Raw genomic sequence first — 16,571 nt, forward strand, 5'->3', positions numbered from 1 at the left:
CATGAATTCAATCCGGATTATCTCCATCGCTCTGATCGTGGCGGGCCTGTTGGGGCTGCTGTATGGCGGTTTCAGCTACACCAAGGACACCACCGCAGTGAAACTCGGCCCAATCGAGCTTTCTGTGCAGGAGAAGGAAAGAGTCAACGTGCCGGTTTGGGCAGGCATCGGCGCCATCATTGCGGGCGGTTTGCTGTTTGGCTTTGCCGGTAGAAAGCCGTAAGCCTTCCATTTATCCATAGCGCTTAGCTCGGCGCCGAGCAGGGACGATTGTTTGCCACTTAAACTGCTGTTTATCTGCGCCAAGAACCGCCTGCGCAGCCCAACCGCCGAACAACTGTTCGCTGACTGGCCTGGCGTGGAAACCGCATCGGCCGGCATCAACCACGACGCCGACACGCCAGTCTGCCCCGAGCTGCTGGCCTGGGCCGATCTGGTTCTGGTGATGCAGCGAGTACATCGCAGCAAACTCACCCGCAAGTTCAAAGCTCAGCTGAGCAACAAACGCGTGGTTTGTCTGGATATCCCGGACGACTACGAGTTTATGGACCCCGCCCTGATAGCACTGCTGAACACCAAGGTGCAGCGCTTTTTGCCGCCACGCTAGATCCCCCGATCTACCTCGCCGCTTAGCCGGCGAGGCGCGCATCCGTTCGCTAGCGTCTTCGAAGTGACATAAATTCCTCATGCAATCCTTAGCTATCCGTCCTAAGCCATTGTTTTAAATACTATCCAACGAACCTATAAAACACATTAACTAGGCGCCCGCTCAAGGTTGTTGACTAAATACCGACGCAGTCTTACGTTAACGTAAAGGTAAACAAGAGCGCTGCCGTATGTCCGCCACCACCTACTCCATTTCCGAACTGGCCCGCGAGCTGGATATCACCACCCGCGCCATTCGCTTCTACGAAGAGCAGCAGATGCTCAGCCCCGAGCGCCGCGGCCAGGAACGCATCTATACCGCCAAGGACAAGGTCACCCTCAAGCTGATCCTGCGCGGTAAGCGCATCGGCTTCTCCCTCGCCGAGTGCAAGGAGCTGATCGAGCTGTATGACCCGGTGCACGGCAATCACAAGCAGCTACACACCTTTATGGCCAAGATCGCCGAGCGCCGCGCTCAGCTGCAGCAGCAATTGCTGGACATTGAGCAGATGCAGCTTGAGCTGGATACCGCCGAAGAGCGTTGCCTAGCAGCCCTAGCCGAAACCGATAAAAAACAAACTGTTATCTCCTGAACTTAATTCGAACAATTACAGGTGGAACCATGAGCTATCCGTCCCTCAACTTCGGTCTCGGCGAGACCATCGATATGCTGCGCGACTCGGTGTATCAGTTCTCACAGGCCGAACTGGCACCGCGCGCCGCGCAGATCGACCGCGACAACGAGTTTCCTATCGACATGTGGCGCAAGTTCGGCGACATGGGCCTGCTCGGCATGACCGTGGAAGAGGAATACGGCGGCACCAACATGGGTTACCTCGCGCATGTGGTAGCGATGGAAGAGATCAGCCGCGCCTCGGCCTCGGTCGGCCTGTCCTACGGCGCGCATTCGAACTTGTGCCTGAACCAGATCCGCAAAAACGGCACCCACGAGCAGAAGGCCAAGTACCTGCCCAAGCTGTGCTCCGGCGAACACGTCGGTGCCTTGGCCATGAGCGAGCCAAACGCCGGCTCCGACGTGGTGTCGATGAAGCTGCGCGCCGAGAAGCGCGGTGACCGCTACGTGCTCAACGGCAACAAGATGTGGATCACCAACGGCCCGGATGCCAACACCTACGTGATTTACGCCAAGACCGACATCAGCGCCGGCTCGCGCGGCATGACCGCCTTTATCGTCGAGCGCGACTACAAGGGCTTCTCCCGCCACCAGAAGCTGGACAAGCTGGGCATGCGCGGCTCCAACACCTGCGAACTGGTGTTCGAGGACTGCGAAGTGCCGGAGGAGAACATCCTCGGCGCGGAAGGCGGTGGCGTACGCGTGCTGATGAGTGGGCTGGATTACGAGCGCACCGTGCTCTCCGGCGGCCCGACCGGAATAATGACTGCCTGCATGGACGTGGTACTGCCCTACGTGCACGAACGCCAGCAGTTCAAGCAGTCGATCGGCGAGTTCCAACTGGTGCAGGGCAAGCTGGCCGATATGTACGCCGGCATGAACGCCTCCAAGTCCTACCTCTACAACGTCGCCAAGGCCTGCGACCGTGGCGAGGAATCGCGCAAAGACGCCGCCGCAGTGATCCTCTACACCGCTGAAATGGCCACCAAGATGGCCCTGGATACCATCCAGCTGCTCGGTGGTAACGGCTACACCAACGAATACCCGGCCGGTCGCCTGCTGCGCGACGCCAAGCTCTACGAGATCGGCGCGGGTACCAGTGAAATCCGCCGCATGCTGATCGGTCGCGAGCTGTTTAACGAAACAAAGTAAGACGTTTGCCAGCGTAGGGTGGAAAAACGCGAAGCGTTTTCCACCAAAGTCGGTGGATGAAAAAGCGTCATCCACCCTACGGATTACGGTATCGGAGTCATTGATGGCCATCCTGCACACCCAGATCAACACCCGTTCGCCGGAGTTTGCCGCCAATAGCGCGGCAATGCTTGCCCAAGTCAACGACCTACGCGCCCTGCTCGCCCGCGTTCACGAAGGCGGCGGCGCCAAGGCGCAGGAGCGTCACACCTCGCGCGGCAAGCTGCTGCCACGGGAACGGATCAACCGCCTGCTGGATATCGGCTCGCCCTTCCTCGAAATCGGCCAACTGGCCGCCCATGAGGTGTATGGCGAAGAGGTGCCAGCGGCTGGGGTAGTGGCCGGTATCGGCCGGGTCGAGGGCGTGGAATGCATGATCGTGGCCAACGACGCCACGGTAAAAGGCGGCAGCTACTACCCGCTAACGGTGAAAAAGCACTTGCGCGCGCAAACCATCGCCCAGCAGAACCGCCTGCCCTGCATCTACCTGGTGGACTCCGGCGGCGCCAACCTGCCGCGACAGGATGAGGTATTCCCGGACCGCGAGCACTTCGGCCGAATCTTCTTTAATCAGGCCAATATGTCGGCCATGGGCATCCCGCAGATTGCCGTGGTCATGGGTTCCTGTACCGCTGGCGGCGCCTATGTGCCGGCCATGGCCGATGAAGCCATCATGGTGCGCAATCAGGCGACCATCTTTCTCGCCGGCCCGCCGCTGGTAAAAGCCGCCACTGGTGAAGTGGTCAGCGCCGAAGACCTCGGCGGTGCCGACGTGCACTGCAAGACCAGCGGCGTGGCTGACCATTACGCCGACAACGATGAGCATGCTCTGGCTCTGGCCCGGCGCAGCATCAGCAATCTCAACTGGCGCAAGCTCGGCGTACTTAACAACCGCACGCCGATCAACCCGCTGTACAGCAGCGAAGAGCTGTACGGGGTGATTCCGGCGGACGCCAAGCAGCCCTTTGATGTGCGTGAAGTGATCGCCCGCACCGTCGATGGCAGCGTATTTGATGAATTCAAGGCGCTGTTTGGCGCAACCCTGGTATGCGGTTTTGCGCATATCCACGGCTATCCAGTGGCGATTCTCGCCAATAACGGGATCTTGTTCGCGGAGTCTGCCCAGAAAGGCGCGCACTTTATCGAGTTGGCCTGCCAGCGCGGTATTCCCCTGGTGTTTTTGCAGAACATCACCGGCTTTATGGTCGGGCAGAAATACGAAGCCGGCGGCATCGCCAAGCACGGGGCCAAGCTGGTCAACGCGGTGGCCTGCGCCAAAGTGCCGAAGTTCACCGTGATCATCGGCGGCAGCTTCGGTGCCGGTAACTACGGCATGTGCGGCCGCGCCTATGATCCACGCTTTCTGTGGATGTGGCCGAATGCACGGATCGGCGTGATGGGCGCCGAACAGGCCGCCGGCGTGCTGGTGCAGGTCAAACACGAACAGGCTGCCCGCGTCGGGCAAAACTTCTCCGCTGAGGATGAAGCAGCGCTCAAACAGCCGATCTTCGAGCAGTACGAGCGCCAGGGTCACCCCTACTACTCCAGTGCGCGGCTGTGGGACGACGGTGTGATTGACCCGGCGCAAACCCGCGAAATATTAGGTCTGGCGTTGTCCGCCAGCCTTAACGCGCCGATCGAGCCGACCCAGTTCGGCGTATTTCGTATGTGACCGTAGGGTGGATCGGGGCGCGTAGCTGGCGTTTTATCCATCCACCCAATTCGCCGCTGATGGTGGAAGAGAAAAGCGTCTTCCACCCTACCCCAGGACCGAGTGATGACTGATTTCAGCACCATCGAACTAGCAAAAGACCCACGCGGTTTCGCTACGCTTTGGCTCAATCGCGCCGACAAAAACAACGCCTTTAACGCTGAGATGATTCGCGAGCTGATTCTCGCTCTCGACGCGGTGATGGCCGACAAAACCCTGCGCTTCCTGCTGCTGCGCGGCCGTGGCAAGCACTTCTCCGCCGGCGCCGACCTGGCCTGGATGCAGCACGCGGCGACCCTGGACTACAACGCTAACCTCGCCGACTCACGCGAATTGGCCGAGCTGATGCATAACCTGTATCAGCTGAAGATCCCCACCCTGGCCGTGGTGCAAGGCGCGGCCTTTGGCGGCGCGCTGGGTTTGATCAGCTGCTGCGATATGGCCATCGGCAGCGTTGACGCCCAGCTGTGCCTGTCCGAAGTGCGCATCGGCCTGGCCCCGGCGGTGATCAGCCCTTTCGTCGTACAAGCGATTGGTGAACGCGCGGCCCGTCGTTATGCCCTGACTGCCGAGCGCTTTAGCGGTCAGCAGGCCCAGGAGCTGGAGCTGTTTGCCGAATGCTACCCGGCAGACCAACTCGATGACGCGGTAAACACCTGGGTCGACAACCTGCTGCTCAATAGCCCGCAGGCGATGCTCGCCAGCAAGGATCTGCTGCGCGAAGTCGGCAGCGGCGTGCTGACTCCGGCGCTGCGCCGTTATACCGAGAACGCGATTGCCCGTATCCGCGTTAGCCCCGAAGGTCAGGAAGGTCTACGTGCCTTTCTGGATAAACGTCCGCCCGCCTGGCAGGAGCCACAAGCATGAGCCTTAAGCCTATCGACACCCTGCTGGTGGCCAACCGTGGTGAAATCGCCTGCCGGGTGATGCGCACGGCCAAAGCCATGGGCATCAAGACCGTGGCGGTGCACAGCGCCATCGACGCCAACGCGCGCCATGTACGCGAAGCCGATCTGGCGGTGAATCTGGGCGGCGCCAAGCCGGCAGACAGCTACCTGCGGATCGACGCACTGATCGCTGCGGCCAAGGCCAGCGGAGCCCAGGCGATCCATCCTGGTTATGGCTTTCTGTCGGAAAACGCCGGCTTTGCCCGTGCCATCGAAACCGCCGGTTTGATCTTTCTCGGTCCGCCCGCCTCAGCCATCGACGCCATGGGCAGCAAGTCCGCAGCCAAGGCACTGATGGAGGCCGCCGGCGTGCCGCTGGTGCCGGGTTATCACGGCGAAGCACAGGATGTGGAAACCTTCCGCAGCGCCTCAAACACAATCGGCTACCCGGTGCTGCTCAAGGCGGCGGCCGGCGGTGGCGGCAAGGGCATGAAAGTGGTCGAGCGCGAAAGCGAGCTGGTCGAGGCCCTGGCCAGCGCCCAGCGCGAAGCACAGTCATCGTTCGGTGACTCGCGCATGCTGGTGGAAAAATACGTACTCAAGCCGCGCCATGTAGAAATCCAGGTATTCGCCGACTCGCACGGCAACTGCCTGTACCTGAATGAGCGCGACTGCTCGATCCAGCGTCGGCACCAGAAGGTCGTCGAAGAAGCCCCTGCTCCCGGCCTGTCAGCCGGGCTGCGCCGCGCCATGGGCGAGGCTGCAGTCAAGGCCGCCCAGGCTATCGGTTATGTCGGCGCCGGCACCGTGGAGTTTTTGCTGGATGAGCGCGGCGACTTCTTCTTTATGGAGATGAACACCCGCCTGCAGGTCGAACACCCGGTTACCGAGCTGATCACTGGTCTCGATCTGGTGGCCTGGCAGATCCGCGTGGCCCGTGGTGAAGCGCTGCCGATCACTCAGGAGCAGGTGCCGCTGATTGGCCACGCCATTGAAGTGCGGCTGTATGCCGAAGACCCGGACAATGACTTTCTGCCTGCCACCGGCACCTTGGCGCTGTACCGCGAAGCCAACGCCGGCGCAGGTCGCCGTGTCGATAGCGGCGTCAGCGAAGGCGATGAAGTCTCGCCCTTCTATGACCCCATGCTCGGCAAGCTGATCGCCTGGGGCGAAAACCGCGAAGAGGCGCGCCTGCGCCTGCTGGCCATGCTCAAGGAAACATGCGTCGGCGGGGTTAGAACCAACCTGGCCTTTCTTACCCGCGTACTGGCCCATCCAGCCTTTGCCAATGCGGAACTGGATACCGGTTTTATTCCCCGCCACGAAGCGCAACTGCTGCCGCCAGTGAGTGAATTGCCCGCCGAATTCTGGCAATTGGCCGCCGAAGCCTTTGCGCAGAGCGAAGCGCCACTGCAGCGCCACGACGATTACCATTCACCCTGGTCGCGCAATAACGGCCTGCGTCTGGGGCTGCCGGCGGAAACTGACCTGCATCTGACCTGCCAAAACGAGCGTCAAGTGGTACGCCTACGCCATGCCTCGGTTTCTACCGTACAACTGCAAGGCGAGGTTCTGCAGGTAGAGAACGACGGCCTGCGTCAGCAGCATCTGGCTATTCGCCGAGGTAACAGCCTCTATCTGCACTACGCAGGCGATCTGCGCAGCATCCAGCGCGTCGACCCGATTGCCGAAGTCGAAGCCAGCCATCAGCATCACGGCGGCCTGACGGCACCGATGAACGGCAGTATCGTGCGCGTGCTGGTCGAGGTCGGCCAGCAGATCGAAGCCGGCACTGCGCTGGTGGTGCTAGAAGCGATGAAGATGGAACACAGTATCCGCGCGGCCCATGCCGGTACGGTCAAGGCGCTGTACTGCGCTGAAGGTGAGATGGTCAGCGAAGGGGCCGTATTGGTAGAGCTCACCGAAGCCAACGAATAAACGACGATGCATGTTAATGACACCCGTGGGAGGGGTTTAGCCGCGACGCGCGTTAAAGGCTCGCGGCCAAGGCCCCTCCTACAGACAACGCGTAGGGTGGACATCGCCTTTAATGTCCACCAAGGCATTCACAGCGAATGGCCATGGTGGATGTATAAAGCGACATCCACCCTACAACTACCCGAATCTCAAGCAACGTAGGATGGGTTGAGCAGCACGATACCCATCGAAATAAACAACGAGGCAACGATGAACCTACCCAAACAAGTCCGCCTGGTCGAAGTCGGTCCGCGTGACGGTTTGCAGAATGAGAAGCAGCCGATCAGCGTGGCCGACAAGGTGCGCCTGGTCGATGACCTGTCTGCTGCCGGCTTGGGCTATATCGAGGTGGGCAGCTTTGTCTCGCCCAAGTGGGTGCCGCAAATGGCGGGCAGTGCGGAGGTGTTTGCGCAGATCCAGCAGCTGCCGGGCATCACCTACGCGGCCCTGGCGCCCAACCTGAAAGGTTTCGAAGACGCGCTGTCAGCCGGAGTCAAGGAAGTCGCAGTGTTTGCCGCAGCCAGCGAGGCCTTCTCGCAGAAGAATATCAACTGCTCGATCGGCGAAAGCCTTGAGCGCTTTGTGCCATTGATGGCCGCCGCCAAGCAGCATGATGTGCGCGTACGCGGCTATGTCTCCTGCGTACTGGGCTGCCCCTATGACGGTTCTGTGCCGCCCGAGCAGGTCGCCAGCGTAGCCCGCGAGCTGTACGCCATGGGCTGCTATGAAGTGTCGTTGGGTGACACCATCGGTGCCGGCACCGCTGGCGCAACCCGGCACTTATTTAACGTGGTTGGCCGCGAGGTACCACGCAACCTGCTGGCTGGACACTTCCACGATACCTACGGCCAAGCTTTGGCCAATATCTACGCCAGCCTCTTAGAAGGCATCAGCGTATTCGACAGCTCGGTCGCTGGACTGGGTGGCTGCCCGTATGCCAAAGGCGCAACCGGCAATGTCGCAACCGAAGACGTGCTGTATCTGCTTAGCGGCCTGGGCATTGAAACTGGCATCGATATGGACCGGCTGATCGCTGCCGGCCAGCGTATTTGTGCGGTATTGGGCAAGCCTAATGGTTCGCGGGTGGCACGGGCCAGGCTAGCCAGCACCTAGTTGCAGGTCGTGCGTATAGTTTTATTTACGCACTGTAAAGTGCCGCATTCAGGCCCGCGGCCCACTGCCTGGTGGCGGTGCACAACGGCTACAGCCGCAGCCGTTGTCGGTCAGGACTATCTCTCAGTACGCCGCCGCAAACCTGCATCCAGTCAGTAGGCTTGCCGGAATAAGCCAGCCACTCGCTCTGGCATTACAAGAATTCGAGGAACCAACATGCGACAGCCCCTGTGGACGCCTTCTGCCGAACGTATCGCGGCAACGCGGATGGACAGCTTCCGCCGCTTCGTCAATCAGCGCCACAGCCTGCAACTGGCCGACTACCCCGCCCTGCACGCCTGGAGCGTGGCGCAGCGTGAGGCCTTCTGGCAGGCGATTGTCGAGTTCTTCGACGTGCGCTTTAGCGTGCAGCCCGAAGCAACGCTGCAGGAAGCCAGCGCCATGCCCAGCGCCCACTGGTTTCCCGGTGCAACGCTGAACTTTGCCGAACACTTGTTGCGCCGCCGCGATAACCACCCTGCCCTGGTGGCCATTGGCGAGGACGGTTCGCGCGAGCAACTGAGCTATGCCGAACTGGCCTCCCATGTTGCCGGCTTGCAGAAAAGCCTGCGTGATGCCGGCGTGGCCAGCGGCGACCGGGTGGCGGCCTTTATGCCCAATACCTGGCAAACCCTGGTCGGCATGCTCGCCGCCAGCAGCCTGGGCGCGACCTGGTCGAGCTGCTCGCCGGACTTCGGCACCCAGGGCGTGATCGACCGCTTCGGCCAGATCGAACCCAAGGTGCTGATCGCCGCCGCCGGTTACCGCTATGCGGGCAAGAACCTGGACTTGACCGCCAAGCTCAATGAAATCCTCGAACGTCTGCCCTCGCTCGAACAGCTGATTGTGGTGCCCTACTCCAATGCCCAGGCCAAAGCCGCCGACTTCCATTCGGCGGCCAAGATCGCGCTATGGCAGGACTTCTACCAGGCTGGCGACGAGCCGGAATTCACCCAGGTGCCGTTCGATCACCCGCTGTATATCCTCTATTCCAGCGGCACCACCGGCGTGCCCAAGTGCATCGTGCATGGCACTGGCGGCACCCTGTTACAGCACGTCAAGGAACTCGGTCTGCACACCGATTTGCATGCCGACGACACCCTGTTCTACTACACCACCTGCGGCTGGATGATGTGGAATTGGCTGGTTTCCGGCTTGGCCCTGGGTACCACACTGGTACTATTTGACGGCTCGCCCTTCCATCCGGGTGCCGAGCGCCTGATCGACCTGATCGACGCGGAGAACATCAGCATATTCGGCACCAGCGCCAAGTTTCTTGCGGCGCTGGAGAAGGCCGGGGCCAAACCAGGGCAAACCCACCAGTTGCAAAGACTCAAAGCGATTTTATCGACCGGTTCACCGCTGTCCCATGAAAGCTTCGAGTATGTCTACCGCGAGATCAAAGCCGATGTCTGTCTGTCGTCGATCTCTGGCGGCACCGATATCGTTTCCTGCTTTGCCCTGGGTAACCCGGTGCTACCGGTGTGGCGCGGCGAACTGCAGTGCAAGGGTTTAGGTATGGACGTGCAGGTGTGGAATGACGCAGGCAACCCGGTAACAGGTGAGAAAGGCGAACTGGTCTGTGCGCAGCATTTCCCGTCAATGCCGATTGGCTTCTGGAAGGATGCCGATGGCAGCAAGTTCCAGGCAGCTTATTTCGAGACCTTCCCCGGCATCTGGGCCCACGGCGATTACGCCGAGGTCACCGCCCACGGCGGCCTGGTGATTCATGGCCGCTCGGACGCGGTGCTCAACCCCGGCGGCGTGCGTATCGGCACCGCCGAGATCTACCGCCAGGTGGAAAAGGTCGAAGCCGTGCTGGAGTCCATCGCCATCGGCCAGGAGTGGGACGACGATGTGCGGGTGGTGCTATTTGTACGCCTGCGCGAGGGCGTCGAACTGACCGACGAACTGCAAACGCAGATTCGCCAGGTGATCCGCGCCAACACCACACCGCGCCATGTACCAGCGAAGATCATCGCCGTGGCGGATATCCCGCGCACCATCAGCGGCAAGATCGTCGAATTGGCGGTGCGCAACGTGGTGCACGGCAAGCCGGTGAAAAACACCGACGCCCTGGCCAATCCGCAGGCGCTGGAGCTGTATCGCAACCTGGCCGAATTACGGAATTAAAGCAACCAAACCCGCCGCCCCGCGCACAAACTTGTTGGTGCTAGTGATCAAATGCCTTTGCGCCCTGGGTCCTCTGGCAACTGCTCTTCTTCAATATCTTCCAGCTTCAACTCCAACCCCCATTCACCGGCCGAAGCAGCAGGCGCTGCCGGGCGCGGAGCGGCAGCAACGGGCGCCGGTGTTGGCGCCGCTGCGGCCTGCACCGGGGCGGCTGGGCTCTCGCGATAAAGTTTTAGCTTGAGCCGCACGTTGTTCGCCGAATCGGCGTTTTTCACCGCTTCTTCTTCATCAATCGAACCATCGTTTACCAGGTCGATCAGTGCTTGATCGAAGGTCTGCATGCCAAGGTTTTTCGACTTTTCCATGATCTCTTTGATCTCGTGAAGCTCGTTACGCTTGATCAAATCACGGATGGTTGGCGTACCCAATAGCACTTCCACTGCCGCCCGGCGCTTGCCGTCGATGGTCTTGACCAGGCGCTGCGAAACGAACGCCTTGAGGTTGTTGCCCAGGTCATTGAGCAGTTGCGGGCGGCGGTCTTCCGGGAAGAAATTGATGATGCGATCCAGCGCCTGGTTGGCGTTGTTCGCATGCAGCGTGGAGATTGCCAGGTGACCGGTGTCAGCAAAGGCCAGGGCATGCTCCATAGTCTCGCGGTCGCGGATCTCGCCGATCAGAATCACGTCCGGGGCCTGGCGCAGGGTGTTTTTCAGCGCAGCGTGAAAGCTGCGGGTATCCACACCGACCTCACGCTGATTGATGATCGACTTCTTGTGCTTGTGCACATATTCCACCGGGTCTTCGATGGTGATGATATGGCCGCCGCTGTTGCGGTTGCGGTAATCGATCAGCGCCGCCAGGGAAGTCGACTTGCCAGAGCCGGTACCACCGACAAACAGCACCAGCCCGCGTTTTTCCATCACCGTCTTGAGCAGTACTTCCGGCAGTTTGAGGTCTTCAAACTTGGGAATATCCATCTTGATATTGCGCGCAACGATCGACACTTCGTTGCGCTGCTTGAAGATGTTGATGCGAAAACGCCCGACGCTGGGAATGGAAATCGCCAGGTTCATCTCCAGCTCACGTTCGAATTCCTCCCGTTGCGCGCTGTCCATCACCGAATCAGCAATGGCTGCCACTTCCCCGGCCTTGAGCGGGTCAGCGCTGAGCGCCTTGAGCACGCCATTGAACTTGGCACAGGGCGGCGCACCGGTAGAAAGATAAAGGTCGGACCCGTCCTGGCTGGACAGGATTTTCAGCATGGCATTGAGGTCCATAACGAGATTTCCCGCGAGTTGGATTTATTACGTTAGGCCAAGATTACGCATCACTCCCGAGAAAATCGGAGCTTGCCCGGCTCAAGCGCTAAGCGGCTGAAAATACTGGCACAATATGCCGATTGAATTCCGAGGAACCTGTCATGCCGAAGGCAATGGCCCGCCATATTCTGGTGAAAACCGAAGCAGAAGCCGCCGCGCTGAAAAAACGTATAGCCGCCGGCGAGGCGTTTGACGTGCTGGCGCGCAAGTACTCGACCTGTCCCTCCGGCAAGAAAGGCGGCGATCTGGGTGAGGTGCGCCCTGGCCAGATGGTGCGCGCCATTGATCAGGTAATTTTCAAAAAGCCGGTACGTGAAGTCCACGGCCCAGTGAAAAGCCAGTTTGGCTACCATCTGGTGCAGGTTTTCTACCGCGAATAAAACAGGAGTTTATCGGGTATGACCCTCGAGCAAATTGCCGCGTTCTGCCTAAGCCTGCCGGGTGTCCGTGAGGACAGCAAATGGGGCGGCGTGCGGGTGTTCTCGGTGGCCGAAAGCAAGATGTTTGCCTTGTTCCACCTCGGTAGCCATGACGGCTTGGCCTTCAAGGTTGATGCTGACTTGTTCCTCGGCTATTGCGATCGCCCAGGCATCCGCCCGGCCCCTTATCTGGCCCGTGCACGCTGGATCAGCATGGCCGCGCCTTACCCGCTGGGCGATGGCGAACTGCGCGAGCTGTTGACGCGCTCCCATCAGCTGGTTGTGGCCAAACTGCCCAAACGCCTTAAGCTGGCCCTGCTGCTCGACCCGCCAGCAGCGGATTCGTAACAGCCGCGTCATGCCGCTGTAACCCGCTCAATGCAGACTGCGCTGGCGCTGGTCTAGCCCACCCACCTTTCGATCATTTTCGCGGTTAACGGTGACTGGAAGACTGGCCATTCCCCTACCCGGAGGCCACCCCATGCATCGATGCCTGTTGCCACTGCTGTGTTTCAGTACGCTTGCCCTATCCGCCCCGACCTTTGCCCAGGCAAGCCCGGATGAGCAGTTCAAACTGCTAGCACATAACGTGTTCCTGCTGCCCAGCACGATAAAACCGGGTTGGGGCCAACAACAGCGCGCGGCGTTAATCGCTGAGGCGGCGTATATCCAGGGCCAGGATGCCGTCATTCTCAACGAGCTGTTCGATAACCCGGCGTCGAATATTCTGCTCAATGGTTTGCAGAGCCAGTACCCGTTCCAGACCCCCGTGCTCGGTCGCAGCCGCACAGGCTGGGATGCGACCCTAGGCGCCTACTCGGACACCACACCGGAAGACGGCGGCGTAGCCATCGTCAGCCGCTGGCCCATCGAACAACGCGTGCAATATGTCTACAGCCAGGGTTGTGGGGCGGATTACCTGTCCAACAAAGGCTTCGTCTACGTCAAACTCAATCGCAATGGCCAGGCCGTGCATATCATCGGCACCCATGCACAGGCGGCAGATACCGGCTGCCCGGATGGCAAAGGCACAGCGGTACGTGCCAGCCAGTTTGATGAGCTGCAAAACTTCATCAACGCGCGAGGCATTAGCCTCGATGAGCTGGTGTTTATTGGCGGCGACTTCAACGTCATCAAGGACAGTAGCGAGTACCACGACATGCTCGCGCGTCTGCAGGTCAACGCCCCTGACAGCTATGCCGGCAGCGACACCACTTTTGATACCCAGCGCAACGGCATCGCCAACTACCAATACCCCAACCATGCCCCGGAATACCTGGATTACATCTTCGTCTCGCGCAACCACCGGCAACTGCCGTTCTGGCATAACCAGGCCTTGGATACCCCTGCGCCGCGCTGGACAGTCAACCTGGCGGGTGCGACCTGGCAATTTCAGGACTACTCCGATCACTCGCCGGTGGCCGGCTTTACCCATGCTGACAGCACAACGCCAACCCGCGCCAGCAAACCGCAACAGAACCTCTATGGCGAGGTGGTCTTGCAAAGCACCACCACCGGCAAAACCCTGCGCGCCGGCAGCAGCAAGGCCAACGACTGGGTGAAGATCAACGGTAACGGCCTGGAGCCGGAAAGCCTGTTCAGCCTGCGCAACTGGTACCACCCGGAGAGTTTCTGCATTCGCAGTGGCGACTACATTGAAGTCGAATCACGTCGCCACCCCGGCTATTGGCTCAACTGGTGGCTGGGCGGTGGCGGCGGTAACTACGCCTATTACATGAAGGCAGGTGACTCATCCAACCAGCTGCGCATTGAACTGCCCAACAACAGCGGCTGCCTCAAGGATGGCAACACCATTCGCCTGCGCGACCGCGACACCGTGCGCGGCAGTGACTACTACCTGCAGAACTGGGCCTCCGGCAGTTGGAAAGAGCACCTGTACCTCTGGAGCAGTTCAGCGGCCAACGCCGAACAGTTCCGCGTGCTCTTCAAGCGCCATGCGCATTACCCGGACTGGAGCGGGCAGTTGCACTATTGATTTGCTGTGCTCAGGCTGGAATCTGCTCGGCAAGCTTCTCTCGTGCCCAGATCCGATGCTGCCTGAGTGCAGCTTCAAAACTGGCGAACAGTGGATCAAAACGATCACCGACCACGAGCCCCGCATCTTCCTTAAGCCCCAGAGCGGAGGCCAGGCCTGCTGACTCCCCGCTAAAGGCAAGTGGCTTCAAGTGTTTGTAAGCTTCCAGCAGGTAGTGGGTAGCAGTTCCGTTCTGCTGCAGTACGTGTACGACCTCTGCCCCCCGAGTTACGAAAACAGCATCCACGGTAATCGAGGGGTCGGTGGCGAAAGTGCCGTTAGGTTGCAAGGGCATGCCATTGCTCGCTTTAACCGGGGCCAGGGACGGCCCTATCAGTTTGGCAAACGCTCCCGCGCTTTTCAGGGCATGCATTAGGCTCGCGACCTCATCGGCATCGCAGCCCGGCGCAAGCACAATGGCCACGCGACGCCCTGCAATATCGTCGGGCAATAGATTGGACTGACTCAGTGCTGGCGAGCTTTGCTGGGGGGCGTTTGACGTGCCAGCGGGTAGCTCTAGGCCGAGGTTTTCAGCAACACGGCTGGCCAGAATCGGATCAATATTCTGCAGGATGTCCTTTACCTGACGTTCGCGGATATGGGGACGCTCCACTTTCGACAGTTCGAAGCTATAGGCGGCGATGATGTGCTCCTGCTCCGGGGGGCTCATGCTGCGCCAGAACAGCGTGGCCTGAGAAAAGTGGTCAGCGAAGCTGGCCGAGCGCACACGTACCTTGTTGCCCTGCGTCGGCTCGGGGTATGAACTGAAACCACCTTGCTGCGCCGCAGGCGGTGTTTCGCGCGGCCAATTGCCATCAATCGAGTTTGGCTCGTAAGACGCCCTGCCCCGGCTGACTTGCTGGCGGTGTGGCGCATCACGTTGATTGTTGTGAAAGGGGCAAAGTGGTCGGTTGATCGGCAACTCGTTGAAATTCGGCCCACCGAGGCGCAACAGCTGCGTGTCGGTGTAAGAAAATAAGCGCCCCTGCATCAATGGATCATTACTGAAGTCGATGCCCGGCACGATATTGCCCACATGGAACGCCGCCTGCTCGGTCTCGGCAAAAAAATTATCCGGGTTACGGTTAAGTACCAAGCGCCCCACGATGCGCACCGGCACCAACTCCTCGGGCACCAGCTTGGTCGGGTCGAGCAGATCGAAGCCGAGGCGCTGCTGGTCTGCTTCATCCATCACCTGAAGCCCCAACTCCCACTCCGGATAGTTGCCGTTTTCGATGTCTTCCCACAAACCACGCCGATGGAAGTCCGGGTCCTTGCCTGCCAGTTTTTGCGCTTCATCCCATACCAGGGAACAGACCCCGGCCTTGGGCCGCCAGTGGAATTTCACCAGGTGGCTCTCGCCTTCAGCATTGACTAACCGGAAGCTGTGCACACCGAAGCCCTGCATCGCGCGATAGGCAATTGGAATCGCCCGATCAGACATGGTCCAGAGCACCATGTGCGCCGACTCAGGGGTCAGGGAAACAAAATCCCAGAAGGTATCGTGAGCGGAGGCCCCGGTAGGGATTTCATTGTGTGGTTCAGGTTTGACGGCATGAACGAAGTCCGGGAACTTGATGGCGTCCTGGATGAAGAACACTGGCATGTTATTACCGACCAGATCGAAGTTGCCCTCATCGGTATAAAACTTTACGGCGAACCCGCGCACATCACGGACTGTGTCTGCAGAGCCTCTGGGTCCCTGCACGGTGGAAAAGCGCACGAAAACCGGGGTGCGTTTACCTGCCTCACGTAAAAAAGAGGCGCAGCTGAGGTCCTCGACAGGATCAGTCACTTCAAAATAACCATGAGCAGCAGCGCCGCGCGCATGCACTACACGCTCAGGGATTCGCTCATGGTCAAAATGCGTAATTTTTTCCCGCAGGATGAAATCTTCCAGCAACGAGGGGCCACGCTCCCCCGCCCGCAGGCTGTTCTGGTTATCCGCAATACGGGTGCCAGTATTGGTTGTCAGCGCCTGGCCAGTCGCATCTTCACGGAAGGCGTCTAGCTGATCGAGCTTGGCATTGCGATTACCGCGATCAAGGGTGTCGGTTCCCGCCAGTTGGCTGGTGGAAGTGTCTTGCACAGATTTGTCTTTCATCAGGGCAGCTCCTTGTTCTCTGCAGAGCGCGTCACAGCACACTGCAAATTTGGAGAACTCGCCTTTGCGCTAAGTTCGAACTGAATTTTCTCTGCAGCCCCCGCAGGATTCACCATCCCATTCAGGTAGCTGTCACTGTTGGCGATTGCGGCTTTCGCATTCTGTCTGGCTAAGGCCGCCCATTCGGCGGATTAATCCGGAGGCGCAAACTCCCAACGACTGATCTAGGTGGGCAGTACCTGCCCGAAGTGGAGTCGGCAGCCCGCTACATAGAGGCCTTGCCGCTCCTGTCAGGGCAGGCTGCTGGCCGGCTCTCCATCAATGAAAACCTACTCAGCAAAACCGCTCGTCGCCGATACAAATA

The 16,571-nt window shown here is 59.9% G+C and carries 14 protein-coding genes; 12 read left to right on the forward strand and 2 right to left on the reverse strand.

Annotation, left to right across the window (positions count from 1 at the left end; translation table 11 throughout):
• Nucleotide 1 precedes the first annotated feature (1 nt).
• The 9 genes from AACX99_RS09645 to AACX99_RS09685 all read left to right on the forward strand — a co-directional run bounded on the left by AACX99_RS09645 (nucleotide 2) and on the right by AACX99_RS09685 (nucleotide 10,330).
• Complete coding sequence (locus AACX99_RS09645; protein ID WP_339411323.1) at nucleotides 2-223, forward strand: hypothetical protein; 222 nt, start codon at nucleotides 2-4, stop codon at nucleotides 221-223.
• A gap of 51 nt (nucleotides 224-274) precedes the next feature.
• Complete coding sequence (locus AACX99_RS09650; RefSeq protein ID WP_339411325.1) at nucleotides 275-607, forward strand: low molecular weight protein tyrosine phosphatase family protein; 333 nt, start codon at nucleotides 275-277, stop codon at nucleotides 605-607.
• Nucleotides 608-836: 229 nt separating this feature from the next.
• Nucleotides 837-1,238, forward strand: coding sequence for a MerR family transcriptional regulator (locus AACX99_RS09655; protein WP_090253868.1), 402 nt, complete (start codon nucleotides 837-839; stop codon nucleotides 1,236-1,238).
• Nucleotides 1,239-1,267: 29 nt separating this feature from the next.
• Entirely contained in the window at nucleotides 1,268-2,431 is a 1,164-nt protein-coding gene (locus tag AACX99_RS09660; protein ID WP_339411328.1) for an isovaleryl-CoA dehydrogenase, read from the forward strand.
• A 103-nt stretch (nucleotides 2,432-2,534) separates the two neighbouring features.
• On the forward strand, nucleotides 2,535-4,142 hold the full coding sequence (locus AACX99_RS09665) for a carboxyl transferase domain-containing protein (RefSeq protein ID WP_339411329.1): 1,608 nt from the start codon (nucleotides 2,535-2,537) through the stop codon (nucleotides 4,140-4,142).
• 105 nt (nucleotides 4,143-4,247) lie between these two features.
• On the forward strand, nucleotides 4,248-5,048 hold the full coding sequence (locus tag AACX99_RS09670) for a gamma-carboxygeranoyl-CoA hydratase (RefSeq protein WP_339411330.1): 801 nt from the start codon (nucleotides 4,248-4,250) through the stop codon (nucleotides 5,046-5,048).
• The gene (locus AACX99_RS09675) at nucleotides 5,045-7,006 is read left to right on the forward strand and encodes an acetyl/propionyl/methylcrotonyl-CoA carboxylase subunit alpha (protein WP_339411331.1); all 1,962 of its coding nucleotides are present in this window, start codon (nucleotides 5,045-5,047) and stop codon (nucleotides 7,004-7,006) included. The genes AACX99_RS09670 and AACX99_RS09675 overlap by 4 nt, the downstream gene beginning before the upstream one ends.
• Nucleotides 7,007-7,255: 249 nt before the next feature.
• A complete protein-coding gene (locus AACX99_RS09680; RefSeq protein WP_339411333.1) occupies nucleotides 7,256-8,158 on the forward strand; it encodes a hydroxymethylglutaryl-CoA lyase in 903 nt (300 codons plus the stop codon).
• A gap of 216 nt (nucleotides 8,159-8,374) precedes the next feature.
• A complete protein-coding gene (locus tag AACX99_RS09685) occupies nucleotides 8,375-10,330 on the forward strand; it encodes an acetoacetate--CoA ligase (protein ID WP_339411335.1) in 1,956 nt (651 codons plus the stop codon).
• Nucleotides 10,331-10,377: 47 nt separating this feature from the next.
• On the opposite strand, the gene AACX99_RS09690 is transcribed toward AACX99_RS09685, so the two are convergent.
• Nucleotides 10,378-11,607, reverse strand: coding sequence for a PilT/PilU family type 4a pilus ATPase (locus AACX99_RS09690; RefSeq protein ID WP_339411337.1), 1,230 nt, complete (start codon nucleotides 11,605-11,607; stop codon nucleotides 10,378-10,380).
• 143 nt (nucleotides 11,608-11,750) lie between these two features.
• On the opposite strand from AACX99_RS09690, the gene AACX99_RS09695 reads away from it, so the two are divergent.
• The 3 genes from AACX99_RS09695 to sph all read left to right on the forward strand — a co-directional run bounded on the left by AACX99_RS09695 (nucleotide 11,751) and on the right by sph (nucleotide 14,064).
• On the forward strand, nucleotides 11,751-12,029 hold the full coding sequence (locus AACX99_RS09695; protein WP_160014225.1) for a peptidylprolyl isomerase: 279 nt from the start codon (nucleotides 11,751-11,753) through the stop codon (nucleotides 12,027-12,029).
• 18 nt (nucleotides 12,030-12,047) lie between these two features.
• Nucleotides 12,048-12,416: an MmcQ/YjbR family DNA-binding protein gene (locus tag AACX99_RS09700; protein ID WP_339411339.1), complete on the forward strand. Its 369-nt coding sequence runs from the start codon at nucleotides 12,048-12,050 to the stop codon at nucleotides 12,414-12,416.
• Between the two features lie 133 nt (nucleotides 12,417-12,549).
• A complete protein-coding gene (sph, locus tag AACX99_RS09705) occupies nucleotides 12,550-14,064 on the forward strand; it encodes a sphingomyelin phosphodiesterase (protein ID WP_339411340.1) in 1,515 nt (504 codons plus the stop codon).
• Between the two features lie 10 nt (nucleotides 14,065-14,074).
• Here the strand turns inward: sph and katE are convergent, their stop codons facing one another.
• Entirely contained in the window at nucleotides 14,075-16,207 is a 2,133-nt protein-coding gene (gene katE / locus AACX99_RS09710) for a catalase HPII (RefSeq protein WP_339411478.1), read from the reverse strand.
• Nucleotides 16,208-16,571 lie beyond the last annotated feature (364 nt).

The sequence above is a fragment of the Pseudomonas sp. EA_35y_Pfl2_R5 genome, assembly GCF_963970805.1.
In the GTDB taxonomy this organism is placed as follows: Bacteria; Pseudomonadota; Gammaproteobacteria; order Pseudomonadales; family Pseudomonadaceae; genus Aquipseudomonas.